Here is a 17,801-nt window from a genome sequence, read left to right as displayed (position 1 = left end):
GCCAACAAACTATAAACTAAATTCCGTTTTTATGACGGTTCGCCCTAAAAAAATATTAAAAATAATCACTGGTGTCATTATTTTTTTGACACTCCCTAGCCTACTGTTTTTTGGCTTCCTTTATTTTAAATACAATGAAGATTTACCTACTGGAATTCAAGGTGAACAAGCTGATGCTTTAGCTCATAAAATGCTTGATGCATTAGATTATGAAGCTTATAAAACCACCAATTATATTGAATGGACTTACAAAAAAAGACGTCATTACGAATGGGATAAAAAAAACAATATATGTAATGTGTTTTGGAAAGAAAATAAAGTTGTTCTTGATTTAAATAACCTCTCTAAAAGTAAAGTATATATCCATAGTTTTAAAAACGAAAGCGATATGGCTAAAGAACTTATTGAAAAAGCAACTAGTTACTTTTTTAATGATTCGTTTTGGCTCGTTGCCCCTTACAAAGTTTTTGATGATGGTGTTGAAAGGCGCCTTGTAATAACTGAAGATAAAAAAGAGGCGCTTTTAGTTAGTTATACATCTGGTGGTATAACACCTGGAGATTCTTATTTATGGTTACTAGAAGACCATGGAAAGCCAAAATCCTTTAAAATGTGGACATCTATTTTACCTATTGGTGGCTTAGAAGCGTCTTGGAGCAATTGGGTGACTACCGAAAGTGGGGCACAATTACCTAACTTTCATAAACTCTTATTTTTAGGACTTGAGTTTGATGATGTAAAAGGCACAAGGTAACTCTTCCCAAAGAAACAGTTCTTAATGTTTACTCGATAAATTCAAGTAAAACCTTGTCTAAAATTTAACAACTAAAGTCGTAACTTTGCACTTTTTGCAATTTTATGAGTGATTTCACCGATTCAATAGAAGTTAAAGGCGCTAGAGTACATAATCTTAAAAATATTGATGTATCTATTCCCCGTGAAAAACTGGTTGTAATTACTGGTTTATCAGGAAGCGGAAAATCCTCTTTAGCTTTTGATACTATTTATGCGGAAGGACAACGCAGATATATTGAAACATTTTCTGCTTATGCCAGACAATTTTTGGGTGGTTTAGAGCGTCCTGATGTTGATAAAATTGATGGGCTTTCTCCCGTTATTGCTATTGAACAAAAAACAACCAGTAAATCACCTCGTTCCACAGTAGGTACTATTACCGAGATTTACGATTTTATGCGTTTACTTTTTGCACGTGCCAGTGATGCTTACAGCTACAATACAGGCGATAAGATGATTAGCTACAGTGACGAGCAAATTAAAGCACTTATTATAAAAGATTTTAAAGGCAAGCGCATAAATATATTGTCACCAGTTGTTCGCTCTAGAAAAGGACACTATCGAGAATTATTTGAACAAATTGGTAAACAAGGTTTTGTAAAAGTTAGAACCGATGGTGAAATTCGTGATATTGTAAAAGGCATGAAGCTAGATCGATACAAGACGCACGACATAGAGATTGTTATTGACAGGTTGGTAATTGATGATGCTATCGATCATGACAAACGTCTTACCGAAACTATAAATACAGCCATGTATCATGGTGAAGACGTACTTTTAGTTATCGATCAAGACACTCAAGAAACACGTTATTTTAGCCGAAGTTTAATGTGTCCTAGTTCAGGGATTTCGTATCCAAATCCAGAGCCAAATAATTTCTCATTCAACTCGCCAAAAGGCGCTTGTAGCCATTGTAATGGTATAGGAACACTTTATCAAGTTAATGAGAACAAAATTATTCCTGACGATTCGCTATCTATTAAATCTGGAGCTTTGGCACCCCATGGCCCTCAAAAAAATAGTTGGATTTTTAAACAATTTGAAACCATAGCACAACGCTTCAACTTCAAATTAACCGATGCTTACAAAGACATTCCAGAAGAGGCAAAAAATATGATTCTTTATGGTGGTAACGATAAGTTTTCGGTGGAAAGTAAAACTTTAGGTGTTACTAGAGACTATAAAATAGATTTTGAAGGTGTTGCTAACTTTATAGAAAATCAATACAAAACTGCAGAATCTAGGTCTTTAAAACGATGGGCAAAAGATTATATGGACAAAGTAGAGTGCCCTATATGCAAGGGCTCTCGTTTAAAAAAGGAATCACTTTATTTTAAGATAAATAATAAAAATATAGCAGAACTTGCAAATTCAGATATCGTTGAACTTGCTGATTGGTTTAATCATTTACACAAACACCTTTCTGAAAAACAGCTAAAAATTGCTGAGGAAGTAGTAAAAGAAATCAAAACACGTTTACAATTTTTATTAGATGTTGGTCTAGATTATTTATCATTAAACAGAAGTTCAAAATCTCTTTCTGGTGGTGAAGCACAACGTATTCGATTAGCAACACAAATTGGATCTCAATTAGTTGGAGTACTTTATATACTTGACGAACCCAGTATTGGTTTGCATCAGCGTGATAACGAAAAACTTATAAATTCTCTGGTTTCCCTTAGAGATATTGGTAATTCTGTAATTGTTGTTGAGCATGATAAAGACATGATTGAACGTGCAGATTATGTAATCGATATTGGTCCGAAAGCTGGAAAGCACGGTGGAGACATTATAAGCATAGGCAACCCAGAAGAATTAAAATCTCAAAATACACTTACTGCAGATTATTTAAACGGCAATAAAGAAATTGAAGTTCCTAAAAAACGCCGAAAAGGTAATGGTAAGTTTTTAGAGCTTAAAGGATGTACTGGTAACAATCTAAAAAATGTATCGGTTAAATTTCCATTAGGAAAAATGATAGGCGTGACTGGAGTTTCTGGAAGTGGTAAATCTACATTGATTAATGAAACCCTCTACCCCATTTTAAATGCACATTATTTTAATGGTGTTAAAAAACCCATGCCATATAAAAGCATAAAGGGTTTGGAACATATTGATAAAGTTATCGACATCAACCAATCCCCAATTGGTAGGACACCTAGAAGTAATCCTGCAACTTATACAGGTACTTTTAGCGAAATTAGAGCCTTATTTGCTAAAATTCCTGAAGCCATGATTAGAGGTTATAAAGCAGGGCGATTTAGTTTTAATGTTAAAGGTGGACGTTGTGAAACCTGCCAAGGTGGTGGTTTACGAGTTATTGAAATGAATTTTTTACCCGATGTTTATGTTGAATGTGAAACTTGCCAAGGCAAACGTTTTAATCGAGAAACTTTAGAAATACGCTACAAAGGAAAAAACATTAGTGATGTTTTAAACATGACTATGAATGAAGCCGTAGAATTCTTTGAGCACATCCCAAAAATTCACAAAAAACTTAAGACTATTAAAGATGTTGGTCTTGGTTACATCACGCTTGGACAACAAAGTACAACACTATCTGGAGGGGAGGCTCAACGTATTAAACTAGCTACTGAACTCTCAAAAAGAGATACCGGAAACACCTTTTATATACTTGACGAACCAACTACAGGTTTACATTTTGAAGATATAAGGGTACTTATGTTAGTATTGAATAAACTTGTAGACAAAGGGAATACAGTCCTGATTATTGAACACAATCTAGACGTTATTAAAACCGTTGACCATATTATAGATATTGGTTACGAAGGAGGCAAAGGTGGCGGACAAATAATTGTTGAAGGTGCTCCTGAAGAAATTATAAAGCATAAGAAAAGCTATACCGCTAAGTTTTTAAAAAAAGAACTACTTTAGCCTTCAAGTCGGTATACAATTCGACTCGTGTTAAAAAAAAATTACATATTAAAGACTTAAAAAAATAATGAGAAAAGAACAACGCCATAAAGGTTGGAATGAAATAAAAACAAATGATTCTTGGGCTATTTTCAAAATCATGGGAGAATTTGTTAATGGTTTTGAAAAAATGAGTAAAATTGGCCCTTGTGTTTCCATATTTGGTTCAGCTAGAACTAAGCCAGATCATAGATATTACAAACTTACCGAACAAGTTGCACAAACTATTGTTGAAGCTGGTTATGGAGTTATTACTGGTGGTGGCCCAGGAATTATGGAAGCAGGGAATAAAGGTGCACATTTAGGTGGCGGAACTTCTGTAGGCTTAAATATTGATTTACCTTTTGAACAGCATGATAATCCTTATATAGACAGCGATAAAAGCTTAGACTTTGATTATTTCTTTGTTAGAAAAGTTATGTTTGTAAAATATTCGCAAGGGTTTGTTGTTATGCCTGGTGGTTTCGGAACACTTGATGAACTTTTTGAAGCGATGACTCTCATTCAAACTCATAAAAGCGAAAGATTTCCAATTATACTAGTAGGCAAAGACTTCTGGACAGGTTTAATGGATTGGATTAAAAAAACTTTATTAGATGAATTTGCTAATATTAGTCCTAAGGATCTAGATCTTATTCATTTGGTAGACACACCCGAGGAGGTTATTGATATACTTGATACGTTCTACAAGAATTCAGGCTTAAGCCCTAATTTCTAACAGTACAGAAATTATAATATAATTTGCTTTATTAAGTTAATTATATACGCTAAAAGTCGTAAACCACCATATTTTATTATATTGTGGCGCCTTACATGAAATCATTAACCATTAATGCTATTGAAATTGAGAATTCTTTTTCTTAACTATATTTTCATTCTATCAATCTGTGCTGCAGCTTTTGGTCAAAATAAAATTGACGTTAAAGCATCGTTTGATATAGAAAATAAAACAATTAAGATTTCTCAAGTTATTGAATATTTCAATACAAGTGAAGATGTTCTAAACACCATTTATTTGAATGATTGGAACAATAGTTACTCAACAAAAAAAACACCGCTTGCCATAAGAATAGCTGATGAATATATTAACGATTTTCATCTGGCTAAAAATGAAGACAGAGGTTATTCAGTTATTACCTCAATGAAACAAGGTGATCTAGACCTAGTTTACACACAATTAGAAGACCAAATAGATGTTTTAAAAGTTGAATTAAATACCCCTTTAAAGCCCAATGAATCTTACAAAATAAAATTAAACTATCTAGTTAAAATACCTAACGCAAAATTCACCAAGTATGGTTTTACTAATAAAGGAAAAATTAACTTAAGGTACTGGTACATAACACCTGCTGTTTACGATGGTAAATGGCAATATTTTAGCAACAAAAACTTAGATGATTTATTTATCCCAAAGGCTGATGTTTCGTTAGAAATTGAACATCCAAACGGTTACACCTTAACTTCAGAATTAGATGTTGATAAAACACAGCAATCTGCTAACAAACAAATAATTAATTTTTCTGGAAAAAATCGAATAAACACTAAATTATTCATAAGTAAAAACTCCGATTTTAAAACCATACAAGATCAAGGGTTTTCAATGGTGTCTAACATTAATGATGAAGGCATAGAGGTGATTGACAAAGTCTTGATTACTGAAAAAATAACGGATTTTATCTTTGAAAACTTTGGAAAATATCCACATAAAAAATTACTCTTATCTCAGATAGATTATGATAAAGATCCTGTTTACGGACTTAATATTTTACCAAGCTTTATAAAAACATACCCTAACTATTTTAAATACGAACTTAAATTATTAAAAACAGCTTTACACAATCATTTAGAGAACACCTTATTAATCAACCCAAGAACAGACCAATGGCTCCTTGATGGTATACAGATTTATTACCTAATGAAGTATGTTGATGAGCATTACCCAAACATGAAATTCTTAGGTAATCTAGCAGATTTTTGGGGAGTACGCTCGTTTCATGCTGCTGATATGAAGTTTAATGACAAATATGTTTTGGCATTCATGATTATGGCGAGAACTAATCGGGATCAGCCTTTAACAATGGCTAAAGATTCACTTTTAAAATTCAATAAACGTATTGCTAATAAATACAAAGCAGGTGTTGGATTAAAATACCTAGACGATTTTGTTAATAAAGATGTAGTTGAAACCAGTATAGAATCATTTGTTAAGCAAAATCAACTTCGACATACAACAACAAAAGCTTTTGAAACCTTTATAAAATCTAAAACAAATAAAAATATTGATTGGTTTTTTGAAGACTATTTGGACACTAGAAAACGGATAGATTTCAAAATAAGAAAAGTAAAAAAGACTAAAGATTCTATAACCCTTACCATAAAAAACAAAAGTAATCACAAGATGCCTATATCGTTATACAGTTTAAATAACGATAGTATAGTAGGTAAAACTTGGGTTGAAAATATAGAGGATAGCAAAACCATTACTATTCCTCGTTTAGATGCTAATAAGTTGGCTTTAAATTATAATAATGCCATTCCAGAATTTAACTTAAGAGACAATTGGAAATCTTTAAAAGGATTCTTTTTTAATAACAAGCCTCTACAATTTAGACTTTTTCAAGATATAGAAGACCCTTATTACAATCAGGTGTTTTTCATGCCAACATTTGAGTTTAATAATATTTATGACGGTTTCACATTAGGTATGAAAGCCTACAACAAAACGGTTTTAAGAAAGCTTTTTAATTATAAAATTGAACCGCGATATGCTTTTAGATCAAAGACGTTAACTGGTTCAGCATCCATTTTTAAAACACATTACATTCAAAATAAAAACTTATATGCTATAAATTATGGCGTTTCTGGTGGTTACAATTCATTTGCAGAAGATTTATTTGTAAGACGTATTACACCATCTGTTCAATTCTTATTTCGTGAAAACAAAGACTTTAGGTCCAACAGAAGGCAGTTAATTAGTTTGAGACATGTTATTATTAATCGAGATGAAGACATTAATAGTATTTTAACGACTACAGAACCCAACTACAGCGTTTTTAACTTAAGATATATAAACTCAAATGATAACCTAATAAATTTTAGCAAATGGAGTACAGATTTACAATTTGCTGAAAAGTTTAGCAAATTATCATTTAACTTCGAATTTAGGCGCCTATTTGAAAGTAATAGGCAGATAAATATAAGAGCCTTTGCAGGTCTGTTTTTAAGAAATGATACCGATGCAGACTCTAACTTTTTTAGCTTCGCTCTGGATAGACCAACAGATTATTTATTTGATTATAATTACCTTGGGCGTTCTGAAGCATCAGGAATCTTTAGTCAACAATTTATAGAAGCAGAAGGTGGCTTTAAATCGCAACTAGCCCCACGTTTTGCAAACCAATGGATAACCACATTGAATGTTAGCACTACCCTATGGCGATATATCTTAGCTTACGGAGATATTGGCTTTATAAAAAACAAGTTTGACAATTCACATTTTGTTTATGATTCTGGTATTCGTATCAACCTCGTAACTGATTATTTTGAAGTCTATTTCCCTATGTACTCAAATCTTGGTTGGGAAGTTGGTCAACCTAACTACGATCAACGTATCAGATTTAAATTTACTGCAGATCCACAAGCACTCCTAGGTTTATTCAGGAGACGTTGGTTTTAAAACCATAATTGAATTATTCTTATTAAAAAGACCTGTAAAATATAATTACTTTAAATATTTTATATTTTTACATATAATTTTACATTATTCGTAATTTTTTAACAAAGATTTAAATTGCAAAAATGCTAGATATTAAGTACTTTTGCAACACTAAAGCATGCACCTATGCAAACCTTAACCAACTTGAAAAACAATTTATCTTTCGAAGATTTTAAAGCTGAAGTCATTAGTGACTATACTACAGCTGTTATAAGTCGTGAGTGTAGTTTGTTAGGGCGTAGAGAAGTGCTAACAGGTAAAGCTAAATTCGGGATCTTTGGAGACGGTAAAGAATTGCCACAATTAGCCATGGCAAAAGCTTTCATGAAAGGAGATTGGAGATCTGGTTATTATAGAGACCAAACATTTATGATGGCCATTGGTGAGTTAACGCCTGAACAATTTTTTGCTGGTTTATATGCAAATACAGACATCAATAAAGAGCCCATGTCTGCAGGACGCCAAATGGGTGGCCATTTTGTAACACATAGCTTAAATGATAATGGTAGCTGGAAAGATTTAACTAAACAATACAATTCTAGTGCTGATATCTCTCCTACTGCTGGACAGATGCCCCGATTATTGGGTTTAGCGCAAGCTTCAAAAGTTTTTAGAGATGTAGAGGGTATAAACACAACAAATTTTTCAATTAAAGGAAATGAAGTTGCTTGGGGTACAATAGGTAATGCCAGTACCAGTGAAGGCCTGTTTTTTGAAACTATCAATGCTGCTGGTGTTTTACAGGTACCCATGATAATTAGTATTTGGGATGATGAATATGGAATTTCAGTTCATGCAAAACACCAAACAACTAAAGAAGATATTTCTGAAATCTTAAAAGGATTTCAACGTGATAAAAATCAAAAAGGCTATGAGATTTTGCGTGTTAAAGGTTGGGATTATGCCAATTTAATAGAAACATATCAAGAAGCTGGCGCTATAGCTAGAGAAGAACATGTTCCTGTTTTAATTCATGTTTTAGAATTAACACAACCTCAAGGGCATTCTACTTCTGGGTCTCATGAACGTTATAAAACTGCTGAACGACTAGATTGGGAAGCAAAACACGATTGCAATGTTAAATTTAGAGAGTGGATTATTGAAAGTGGTATCGCAAACAATGAAACACTTACAGAAATTGATAGAACTGCAAAAAGAAATGTAAGAGACGCTAAAAAAAACGCTTGGAACACCTTTTTAAGGCCTATAAAAAAAGAACATCAAGAGCTAGTTTCGATTTTAAAACATATTGAATCAAAAAGTATTAACAGTGTCTTTATATCTAAATTAAAAGATAGTTTATTGGCAATAGATGAACCTACTAGAAAAGATATTTTATCTCATGCTAGAAAAGCACTACGTTTTATTTTAGGAGAATCTTTTCCAGAAAAAAATACATTAATCAACTGGATTGATGATGTTTTTGAGCATGCGCAACCAAAATTTAGTTCGCATCTATATTCTGAAACACAACGCTCAAATACAAACATTAACGAAATAAAGCCATCTTATGATGATGATGCACAACAGGTAGATGGCAGGATTATTATTCGTGATAATTTCGACACTATTTTTAACACCTACCCTGAAGCTTTAGTTTTTGGTGAAGACACTGGAAATATTGGTGATGTTAACCAAGGTTTAGAGGGCTTACAAGAAAAATATGGAGCACTTCGTGTTGCTGATACTGGTATTCGCGAAGCAACCATAATCGGACAAGGTATTGGGATGGCATTGCGTGGTTTGCGCCCTATTGCCGAAATTCAATATTTGGATTATATCTTATATGCCATACAAATTATTAGTGATGATTTAGCTACAACACATTACAGAACTAAAGGCAAGCAAAAAGCACCTTTAATTATTAGAACTCGTGGACATAGACTTGAAGGTATATGGCACTCTGGTTCTCAAATGGGAGGTATACTCAATCTTGCAAAAGGCGTAAATTTATTAGTACCACGAAACATGACAAAAGCTGCTGGATTTTACAACACACTTTTATTAGGTGATGATCCTGCGATTGTTGTAGAATGCTTAAATGGTTACCGTTTAAAAGAAAAAATGCCTAATAACTTAGGAGCCTTAAAAACACCTATTGGTGTTGTTGAAACAATAAAAGAAGGTACAGATATTACACTAGTGTCTTATGGATCTACCTTGCGTATTGTAGAGCAAACAGCTAAGGATCTATTGGCTGTTGGAATTGATGCGGAAGTTATTGATATACAATCGTTAATGCCTTTTGATTTAAATCATGATATTGTAAAAAGTATAGCAAAAACAAATAATGTAATGATTATTGATGAAGATGTTCCTGGTGGCGCTTCTGCTTACATTTTAGATAAGATTTTAAATCAGCAAGATGCTTTTCAATATTTAGACAGCACTCCTAAAACATTAACTGCAAAATCGCACCGACCAGCTTATGGAAATGATGGTGATTATTTCTCTAAACCATCTGCAGAGGATATTTTTGAAGCCGTTTATAATGTGATGCACGATTTGAGTCCTAATGATTTTCCAAAACTGAGATAATATATCAGACTATTTAATAAAATATAAATTATACCATTACACTAGTAATGGTTTTTTTATATTTATGGACTAATACCAATTATGGAAAATAAATCACCATTAATAACAAGAGACTGGTTAGCTATAGAACGTACAAAACTAGCAAACGAACGCACGTTTTTAGCATATTTTAGAACTTTTGTTGTATTCTTAGGCACAGGCATTACCTTACTTAAATTAGAGTTTTTCTCAGAAATGAAATCCTTTGGCTTTGTTTTATTAATCATATCACCAATCATTTTAGTTATTGGTTTATTACGTTTAATTTCTGTAAAAAGAACCATTAGAAAACACTATAAAGTTTAGATGAAAGCTGTTGCCTTACCAGAAATTAAAAAAGAATTAAAAACGCTTTCTAGTCAAGAAATTGAAGTTTTGTGTTTGCGTTTAGCGCGCTTTAAAAAAGAAAACAAAGAACTCCTTACTTATTTACTATTTGAATCTCATAATGAAACTGGTTATATAGAAACCGTTAAAAGCTATATGGATGATGAGTTTGAATTAATAAACACCAATAGCTATTTCTACATCCGAAAAAGTGTTAGAAAAATACTTAGAAACGTTAAAAAGTTTATTCGCTACTCACAAAAAAAAGAAACCGAGGTAGAACTCCTACTCTATTTTTGCGAAAAATTAAAAGACTTTAAACCAAGTATGAAGGGTAGTACCCAACTCTATAACATGTACAAGAGGCAAATTGTTTTAGTAAAAAAAACAGTTACTAAACTGCACGAAGATTTACAATACGATTATAATTTGATATTAGAAGAATTATAGTACTTGTTAAAAACTTTGTTTCCAAAACTAAGGCTTTGAGTTGATTTTGTAAAAATTTTCAGCTAACTTCGTTTAACAACCGATAAGTTTCATTGAAACGGAAACTTATCTATGCATTGGCAATAATTCGAAAAATAATGATAATGGAAAAAAAAATAAGTTTTATTTGCTATTTAATTGGAATAAGTTTTCTTCATTCTCAAACAGTAACAATACCTGATAGTGTTTTTAAAAGTAAGTTATTAGAGTCTAATTCAAATAATGCAATTGCTAAAAATTTAAGCGGTGATTTTTTTTCAATTGACTCAAATAACGATGGAGAAATTCAGTTTTCTGAGGCAGCAGAAGTGTCTTATTTGAACTTAGATTTTGTAAGCAATCCCGCAACTCTGACTTCTCTCGATGGAATCGAATCTTTTATTAATCTTCAAACTTTATTTACTTATGAGCTAGCTATTGATAATTTTAATTATGCTCTACCCATATTAACAACTCTCAATTTATCCTATCATTTAATAGAAAATCTTGATTTGAGAAATTTATGCTCATTAGAGTCCTTCGAAACTATTCAAAGCCCTTCTAACCTTGCCAATAATAGTTTAAAAGAAATATACCTTAAGAATGGCGACAATAGTATAAATAATTTCGGTATTTTTAACGGTAGCGACTTAAACTATGTTTGTGTGGATAGTTCTGAATTAAACTTTATACAAAATGCTCTTAGTGGGTATTCTGATATTACTATTGATTCTTCCTGTAACTTGACAAATGATTGCGCAACTTTATCAGCTTCTGATACTCAAACAAATGATTTAAGTAACGTTCATTTATACCCTAATCCAGTTGTAACTTCTTTAATTATAAAGAATATTGAAAATATTGAATCAATACTTGTTTTTAATGCCAGTGGACAGAAAATAATTAATAACAGCAATATAAGAGATAATAAAATAGATGTAAGCAGTATTCAATCTGGTCTATATTTTATAGTTATAAAAACCGCTAAAAAAGAGATAATAAGAAAGTTTATTAGAGAATAAACTATTGCCAACAATTGCGCAGTGGACGTTAAACGAACTTCATAAAATTCACTCCACCAATAACTCATTAACAAAGCTTTCAAACTCTGCTTTAAATTCTGTAAACTTATCACCTGTTGCGGACCCATTAAAACCTGTATGAATCTTTCTAACCGCCCCTATTTTATCAATAAAAATGGTAGTAGGATAAGACAATATATGGTTAAGCATTGGTAACTTTTCATTTGCTTTTACTTTACTTGCAGACCCATATTGTGCTAATACAATCGGGTATGTAATGCCAACATCATTCTTTAACCTTTGTAAATTTTTAAAGGCTTTATCTTCCGTTTTCACATATTCAAAAGCTAAGGCAATAATTTCTAAGGCTTTACCCTTATTATTTTTGTAAAACTCAGCATAATATTTACTTTCATCCAAACAATTTGGGCACCATGTTCCCATAATTTGAATCAGAACTACTTTATCTTTAAAACGATCATCATTTAAAGACACCATATTTCCATTATAATCAGGAAAAGAAAATTCAACTTTATCATAGCCAGTTTTTAAATACGTGAGCGTATTTGCATCAGGCAACTCAAAAGTTTCGTTTCGCTTAGCGGTAAAAGGTTCTTTCCAGTGGTTTCCTGAATAAAACATACCATTCATAGTACTATCATTTACCTGAGCGGTAAACAAAAAAGCATGTGCCCCATCAAAGGTGGATAATTGCAATTGATTCGCATTTAAAACACCTTCTAAATAGCGATAATCGCCTGTTGTAGTTCTAAATGTTCCTTTAACTTGGTTACCGTCTTGTTTAAAAATGCCTTTGGCTAAATATTTATCTTCATCAGAACTGGGACTAAAAACAGTTTCCCAATTTCCAGAAATATTAAATTTTGAAAGTCGCTTGTAAGTTTCAAATCGAGTAGCATTCTTTTCAGCTTTAAACTCCATAGTCCTATTTAAACTAGGCTTTACAAAACGCCCATTTAGTTTTTCATTTTCAATTTTCGCAATTAAAAAACCTTCAAAAACTGGCATTTGTATTAAAACAGAATCGTTTTTGTAGGTGATCTCTTTAACCTCTATAACCTCTTCAGCATTAAAAACTTGTAACTTATTTTCAGAAATCACTTCAAAATTAAATGGCAAATCTAAAGTATCATTCACTTTCAATTCAGCTCTATACCTACCTTTTTCTAACTTAACTATCTTATCTTGATTTTTACAAGAAACCATTAAAACAACAAAAACTATTAGAATTTTAAACTTCATAAATTCAATTTTAGATATATTAATAGAATAAAAAGCAAGATACTAACAAATTATAGTTTTTGAGACACAAATTAGAACGCTTTGTTTGAATACTAGCCTCAAAAAATTATCTTTGTTACCTTAAATATGATATTGATTTATGCGAATTTCATACAACTGGTTGAAACAGTTTTTAAAAACAGATTGGACACCAGAACAAACCAGCGAATTACTTACTGATTTAGGGCTTGAAGTTGAAGGCTTAGAAAGCTACCAATCGATTAAAGGTGGATTGGAAGGCATTGTTGTTGGCGAAGTTTTAACCTGTGTAAAACACCCAAATGCAGACAAGCTTAAAGTAACTACCGTAAATATTGGAGAAGATAAACCATTACAGATAGTTTGTGGTGCTCCTAATGTTGAGGCTGGTCAAAAAGTACCCGTAGCTACTATTGGGACAACGCTTTACACTGAAGAAGGCGAAGCTTGGAAAATTAAAAAAGGTAAGATTAGAGGTGAAGAAAGTCATGGTATGATTTGCGCCGAAGACGAATTGGGTTTAGGGAAATCGCATGATGGTATTCTAGTATTGGAGAATAAAACTAAAGTAGGAGCTCCTGCATCTGAAATTTTTGAAATTGAAAACGATTATGTTTTTGAAATTGGACTAACTCCAAACAGAGCAGATGCAATGAGCCATCTAGGAACCGCCAGAGATTTAAAAGCTGGATTGGTTCAAAAAGATATTAAGCTTGAATTGATTACCCCTTCAGTGAGTTCATTTCGAGTTGATAATAGAACTGTAAAAATAGATGTAGATGTTGTAAATAAAGATTTAGCGCCACGTTACTGTGGTGTTACCATAACTGGACTTAAAGTTGCTGAATCTCCTGCATGGTTACAACATCGTTTAAAAGCTATAGGTTTAAGTCCGATAAATAATATTGTAGATGCTACCAATTATGTATTACACGATTTAGGGCAACCTTTACATGCGTTTGATGCTGTAAAAATTTCTGGTAATAAAGTTGAAGTAAAAACATTAAAGACTGGTACAAAATTTACAACCTTGGATGGTATTGAACGCGAATTACATGAAGATGATTTAATGATTTGTGATGCCGAAAAACCAATGTGTATTGCTGGTGTTTTTGGTGGTATTGATTCTGGTGTTACTGAAAATACAACGAGCATATTTTTAGAAAGTGCCTATTTTAATCCTGTAAGTGTAAGAAAAACAGCCAAACGCCATGGGTTAAATACTGATGCATCGTTTAGATTTGAACGTGGTATTGACCCAAATATTTGTGAATACGCTTTAAAGCGTGCAGCTTTACTTATACAGGAACTTGCAGGTGGTGAAATAACTAGCGATGTTATTGATATTTATCCAAATAAAATTAAGGATTTTGAAGTGCGTTTAAGTTTTGAAAATGCTAAAAAACTTATAGGCGAAGAAATTCCGAAAGAAACCATTAAGCAAATTTTAACTTCATTAGATATTAAAGTAAATAATGTTACTGAGGCTGGTTTAGGCTTAACCGTACCAGCATACAGAAATGATGTTGAACGTGAAGCTGATGTAATTGAAGAAATTCTGCGAGTATATGGTTATAACAATATAAAAACTACAGAAAAGCTTAATGCTTCCATTTCTTCAACGTCTCGTTTTGAAGATTATAAAATTCAGAACATTGTTGGAAATCAGTTAGTAGCTCAAGGTTTTTTTGAAATTCTCTCTAATTCACTTACCACTCCAAATTATATAGCTTTAAGTGAACAATTAAAGGAAGAACATAACATTACTATGTTAAATCCATTGAGTAATGATTTGTCTGTTTTAAGGCAATCACTACTATTTTCTGGATTAGAAGCTATATCCTTTAATGTTAATAGAAAGCGCTCAGATTTAAAGTTATTTGAATTTGGAAAAACATATCATGGGTATAGTGATAAACGTGAAGAATTTAAACATGTATCCGTTTTTATAACTGGTAATGACAAATCAGAAAATTGGCATGAAACCCATAAAAAAAGTGATTTCTTCCTAATGAAGGGCATTATCACTTCAATTTTGGATCGCTTAGGTATTTCTAGGTATCAAGAATCGCCTTTAAAAAATGATTTATTTGCTGAAGGTATTAGTTTAGGCTTGGGTAAAAACAAACTTGTTGACATAGGGCTGGTTAAAAAAACTGTTTTAAAGCATTTTGATATTGCTCAAGAAGTAATTTATGCAGATTTTAAATGGGATACTATCCTTGAGATGTGTAAGCATAATAAGATTAAATTTCAAGCGATTCCAAAATATCCTGAGGTTCGCCGTGATTTTGCTTTACTACTAGACGATAATGTAACATTTGAATCTATCTTTAAGATAGCGAAACAAAGTGAAAAGCAACTGTTAAAAGCTGTAAACCTCTTTGATGTTTATCAAGGTAAGAATCTACCAAAAGGCAAAAAAAGTTATGCAGTTAGCTTTACACTTCAAGATGAAAATAAAACCTTAACTGACAAGCAAATTGATAAAATTATGAATAAGTTGCAAACCAATTTTGAAAAACAACTTGGTGCAGAGTTAAGGTAACTTTAAAACATACATAAAAAGCCAGCGATATGCTGGCTTTTTTATTATCTAAAAATTTTGTATATTTAAGAAGGAACCTCTTAAATCTTCAAACTATGTCTAATTACATTAAAGTCTTCACTGGGAATTTTATCGAAGTACAGCGTGTTTTTAAAGCTCTTGAAGCTGTAAACGTTTGTGCAATTATTAAAGACGAATCTGAATCTGGCCGATTGGCGGGTTTTGGTCCTTCAATTCTGGGTCTACAAGAGATTCATGTTCATAAAGATGAAATTGAAAAAACGAAACCCATTATAGAAAATTTATCTTCGGAGTTACAATCTTAATTTTAAGTTATGTCTAACTCTAGGGATTACTAAGAAAACCCTACAATACATTAGTGTGTATATAAACTAAGCTATTACGCATACATTTTGTCGCGTAACTCTTTAATTTTTTTATCCTGCATATACTCATCAAACGTTGTGTAACGGTCAATAACGCCATTTGGTGTTAGCTCTACGACTCTATTGGCAACAGTTTGTGCAAATTCATGATCGTGCGTAGTAAATAAAATGGTGCCTTTAAAGTTTTTAAGCGAATTATTAAATGCTGTAATACTTTCTAAATCCAAATGGTTAGTTGGTTCGTCCAACATTAAAACGTTTGCTCTTATCATCATCATTCTACTTAACATACAACGCACTTTTTCTCCACCGGATAGTACATTCGATTTTTTTAGTGCTTCTTCTCCACTAAAAATCATTTTTCCTAGAAAGCCACGAATATAAACCTCTTCTCTTTCTTCTTCAGTAGTTGCCCATTGACGCAACCAATCAACTAAATTTAAATCGCCTCCAAAAAACTCACTATTATCCAATGGTAAATAAGACTGCGTAGTTGTAACACCCCAAGCATACTTACCCGCATCTGCTTTTTCTCTTCCATTAATAATTTGGTAGAATGCTGTTGTTGCCCTTGAGTCTCTTGAAAATACAACTACTTTATCGCCTTTTGCTAAATTTAAATCTATCTTTTTGAACAATACTTCTCCATCAATTGATGCTTCTAATCCATCAATATTTAAAATCTGATCTCCTGCTTCACGGTCACGTTCAAAAATAATTGCTGGGTAACGACGACTAGTGCGTCTGATATCAGCGATATTCAATTTATCAATCATTTTCTTTCTACTGGTAGCTTGCTTACTTTTTGCAACATTGGCAGAAAAACGACGAATAAATTCTTCCAATTCTTTCTTCTTTTCTTCTGCTTTCTTATTTTGTTGTGCATGCTGTCTTGCAGCTAATTGTGAAGATTCATACCAAAATGTATAGTTTCCTGAATAGTGGTTGATTTTTCCAAAGTCAATATCAGAAATATGTGTACAAACGGCATCAAGAAAGTGTCTATCGTGAGATACCACAATAACACAATTATCATAATTAGCCAAAAAGTTTTCTAACCAAGAAATAGTTTCATAATCCAAATCATTGGTAGGCTCATCCATAATTAGCACATCTGGATTTCCAAATAATGCTTGCGCCAATAACACACGTACTTTTTGCTTTCCGTCTAAGTCAGCCATCATTGTGTAATGGTGCTCTTCTTTAATACCAAGATTTGAAAGCATTGCCGCCGCATCACTATCGGCATTCCAGCCATTCATTTCTTCAAATTTTACTTGAAGTTCACCAATTTTTTCAGCATTCTCATCGGTATAGTCTGCGTAAAGCGCATCTATTTCAGTCTTAATATTAAACAAAGGCTTGTTTCCCATTAAAACTGTTTCAAGCACAGTATGTGTATCGTATAAATTATGATTTTGTTCAAAAACAGACATACGCTTACCTGCCTCTAATGAAACATGACCAGAAGTAGGCTCCTGCTTTCCAGAAAGAATCTTCAAAAATGTTGATTTTCCAGATCCGTTAGCTCCAATTATACCATAACAGTTTCCGTTATTAAATGCCGTATTTACTTCATCAAAAAGGACACGTTTACCGAACTGAACTGAAAGATTTGATACTGATAACATATAGCCAATTTTTAATTTTTGCAAAAGTAGAAAATTACATTGGTTAGACGAAACTTAGCTCTCCTATTTTTTATATTTATAGTTCTAGAACACGTTTCTGTTTATTAAATATTTAAC

The 17,801-nt window shown here is 32.3% G+C and carries 12 protein-coding genes; 10 read left to right on the top strand and 2 right to left on the bottom strand.

The window, feature by feature from the left end; all coding sequences use genetic code 11:
- Window positions 1-31: 31 nt before the first annotated feature.
- The 8 genes from Q0772_RS13015 (at window position 32) to Q0772_RS12980 (ending at window position 11,838) form a co-directional block, all read left to right on the top strand.
- Window positions 32-754, top strand: coding sequence for a hypothetical protein (locus tag Q0772_RS13015; RefSeq protein ID WP_298345599.1), 723 nt, complete (start codon window positions 32-34; stop codon window positions 752-754).
- A gap of 104 nt (window positions 755-858) precedes the next feature.
- A complete protein-coding gene (gene uvrA / locus Q0772_RS13010; RefSeq protein ID WP_298345596.1) occupies window positions 859-3,690 on the top strand; it encodes an excinuclease ABC subunit UvrA in 2,832 nt (943 codons plus the stop codon).
- Window positions 3,691-3,757: 67 nt separating this feature from the next.
- A complete protein-coding gene (locus Q0772_RS13005; protein ID WP_298345592.1) occupies window positions 3,758-4,447 on the top strand; it encodes a TIGR00730 family Rossman fold protein in 690 nt (229 codons plus the stop codon).
- A 114-nt stretch (window positions 4,448-4,561) separates the two neighbouring features.
- Window positions 4,562-7,405 carry a metalloprotease gene (locus Q0772_RS13000; protein ID WP_298345589.1) on the top strand — a complete coding sequence of 948 codons (2,844 nt, stop codon included), beginning with the start codon at window positions 4,562-4,564 and terminating at the stop codon, window positions 7,403-7,405.
- Window positions 7,406-7,570: 165 nt separating this feature from the next.
- Window positions 7,571-9,982, top strand: a complete 2,412-nt coding sequence (locus Q0772_RS12995) for an alpha-ketoacid dehydrogenase subunit alpha/beta (RefSeq protein WP_298345585.1) — start codon at window positions 7,571-7,573, stop codon at window positions 9,980-9,982.
- Between the two features lie 81 nt (window positions 9,983-10,063).
- A complete protein-coding gene (locus Q0772_RS12990; RefSeq protein WP_298345582.1) occupies window positions 10,064-10,327 on the top strand; it encodes a DUF202 domain-containing protein in 264 nt (87 codons plus the stop codon).
- Window positions 10,328-10,798, top strand: a complete 471-nt coding sequence (locus Q0772_RS12985) for a hypothetical protein (protein WP_298345578.1) — start codon at window positions 10,328-10,330, stop codon at window positions 10,796-10,798. It begins immediately after the preceding gene.
- 143 nt (window positions 10,799-10,941) lie between these two features.
- The gene (locus Q0772_RS12980) at window positions 10,942-11,838 is read left to right on the top strand and encodes a T9SS type A sorting domain-containing protein (protein ID WP_298345575.1); all 897 of its coding nucleotides are present in this window, start codon (window positions 10,942-10,944) and stop codon (window positions 11,836-11,838) included.
- A 48-nt stretch (window positions 11,839-11,886) separates the two neighbouring features.
- Here the strand turns inward: Q0772_RS12980 and Q0772_RS12975 are convergent, their stop codons facing one another.
- Complete coding sequence (locus tag Q0772_RS12975; RefSeq protein ID WP_298345572.1) at window positions 11,887-13,101, bottom strand: TlpA disulfide reductase family protein; 1,215 nt, start codon at window positions 13,099-13,101, stop codon at window positions 11,887-11,889.
- A 139-nt stretch (window positions 13,102-13,240) separates the two neighbouring features.
- Here Q0772_RS12975 and pheT point away from each other — a divergent pair, with 139 nt between their 5' ends.
- Together pheT and Q0772_RS12965 are read left to right on the top strand one after the other, a co-directional pair.
- Complete coding sequence (pheT, locus tag Q0772_RS12970; protein WP_298345569.1) at window positions 13,241-15,667, top strand: phenylalanine--tRNA ligase subunit beta; 2,427 nt, start codon at window positions 13,241-13,243, stop codon at window positions 15,665-15,667.
- 95 nt (window positions 15,668-15,762) lie between these two features.
- A complete protein-coding gene (locus tag Q0772_RS12965; protein ID WP_298345566.1) occupies window positions 15,763-15,993 on the top strand; it encodes a DUF2007 domain-containing protein in 231 nt (76 codons plus the stop codon).
- Window positions 15,994-16,067: 74 nt separating this feature from the next.
- On the opposite strand, the gene Q0772_RS12960 is transcribed toward Q0772_RS12965, so the two are convergent.
- Entirely contained in the window at window positions 16,068-17,684 is a 1,617-nt protein-coding gene (locus tag Q0772_RS12960) for an ABC-F family ATP-binding cassette domain-containing protein (protein WP_298345563.1), read from the bottom strand.
- Window positions 17,685-17,801: the final 117 nt, after the last annotated feature.

It is taken from the genome of uncultured Algibacter sp. (assembly GCF_947490405.1).
GTDB lineage: Bacteria > Bacteroidota > Bacteroidia > Flavobacteriales > Flavobacteriaceae > Algibacter_B.
Note: the sequence above shows the minus strand (reverse complement) of the source record. Positions and strands in the feature narration are given on the sequence as shown.

What these genes read in the sequence shown, in the direction of transcription:
- Q0772_RS12960 (WP_298345563.1), bottom strand. Translation starts at nt 17,684, where the DNA reads ATGTTATCAGTATCAAATCTTTCAGTTCAGTTCGGTAAACGTGTCCTT.
- uvrA (WP_298345596.1), top strand. Translation starts at nt 859, where the DNA reads ATGAGTGATTTCACCGATTCAATAGAAGTTAAAGGCGCTAGAGTACAT.
- pheT (WP_298345569.1), top strand. Translation starts at nt 13,241, where the DNA reads ATGCGAATTTCATACAACTGGTTGAAACAGTTTTTAAAAACAGATTGG.
- Q0772_RS12965 (WP_298345566.1), top strand. Translation starts at nt 15,763, where the DNA reads ATGTCTAATTACATTAAAGTCTTCACTGGGAATTTTATCGAAGTACAG.
- Q0772_RS13015 (WP_298345599.1), top strand. Translation starts at nt 32, where the DNA reads ATGACGGTTCGCCCTAAAAAAATATTAAAAATAATCACTGGTGTCATT.
- Q0772_RS12995 (WP_298345585.1), top strand. Translation starts at nt 7,571, where the DNA reads ATGCAAACCTTAACCAACTTGAAAAACAATTTATCTTTCGAAGATTTT.
- Q0772_RS12975 (WP_298345572.1), bottom strand. Translation starts at nt 13,101, where the DNA reads ATGAAGTTTAAAATTCTAATAGTTTTTGTTGTTTTAATGGTTTCTTGT.
- Q0772_RS13005 (WP_298345592.1), top strand. Translation starts at nt 3,758, where the DNA reads ATGAGAAAAGAACAACGCCATAAAGGTTGGAATGAAATAAAAACAAAT.
- Q0772_RS12985 (WP_298345578.1), top strand. Translation starts at nt 10,328, where the DNA reads ATGAAAGCTGTTGCCTTACCAGAAATTAAAAAAGAATTAAAAACGCTT.
- Q0772_RS12980 (WP_298345575.1), top strand. Translation starts at nt 10,942, where the DNA reads ATGGAAAAAAAAATAAGTTTTATTTGCTATTTAATTGGAATAAGTTTT.
- Q0772_RS12990 (WP_298345582.1), top strand. Translation starts at nt 10,064, where the DNA reads ATGGAAAATAAATCACCATTAATAACAAGAGACTGGTTAGCTATAGAA.
- Q0772_RS13000 (WP_298345589.1), top strand. Translation starts at nt 4,562, where the DNA reads ATGCTATTGAAATTGAGAATTCTTTTTCTTAACTATATTTTCATTCTA.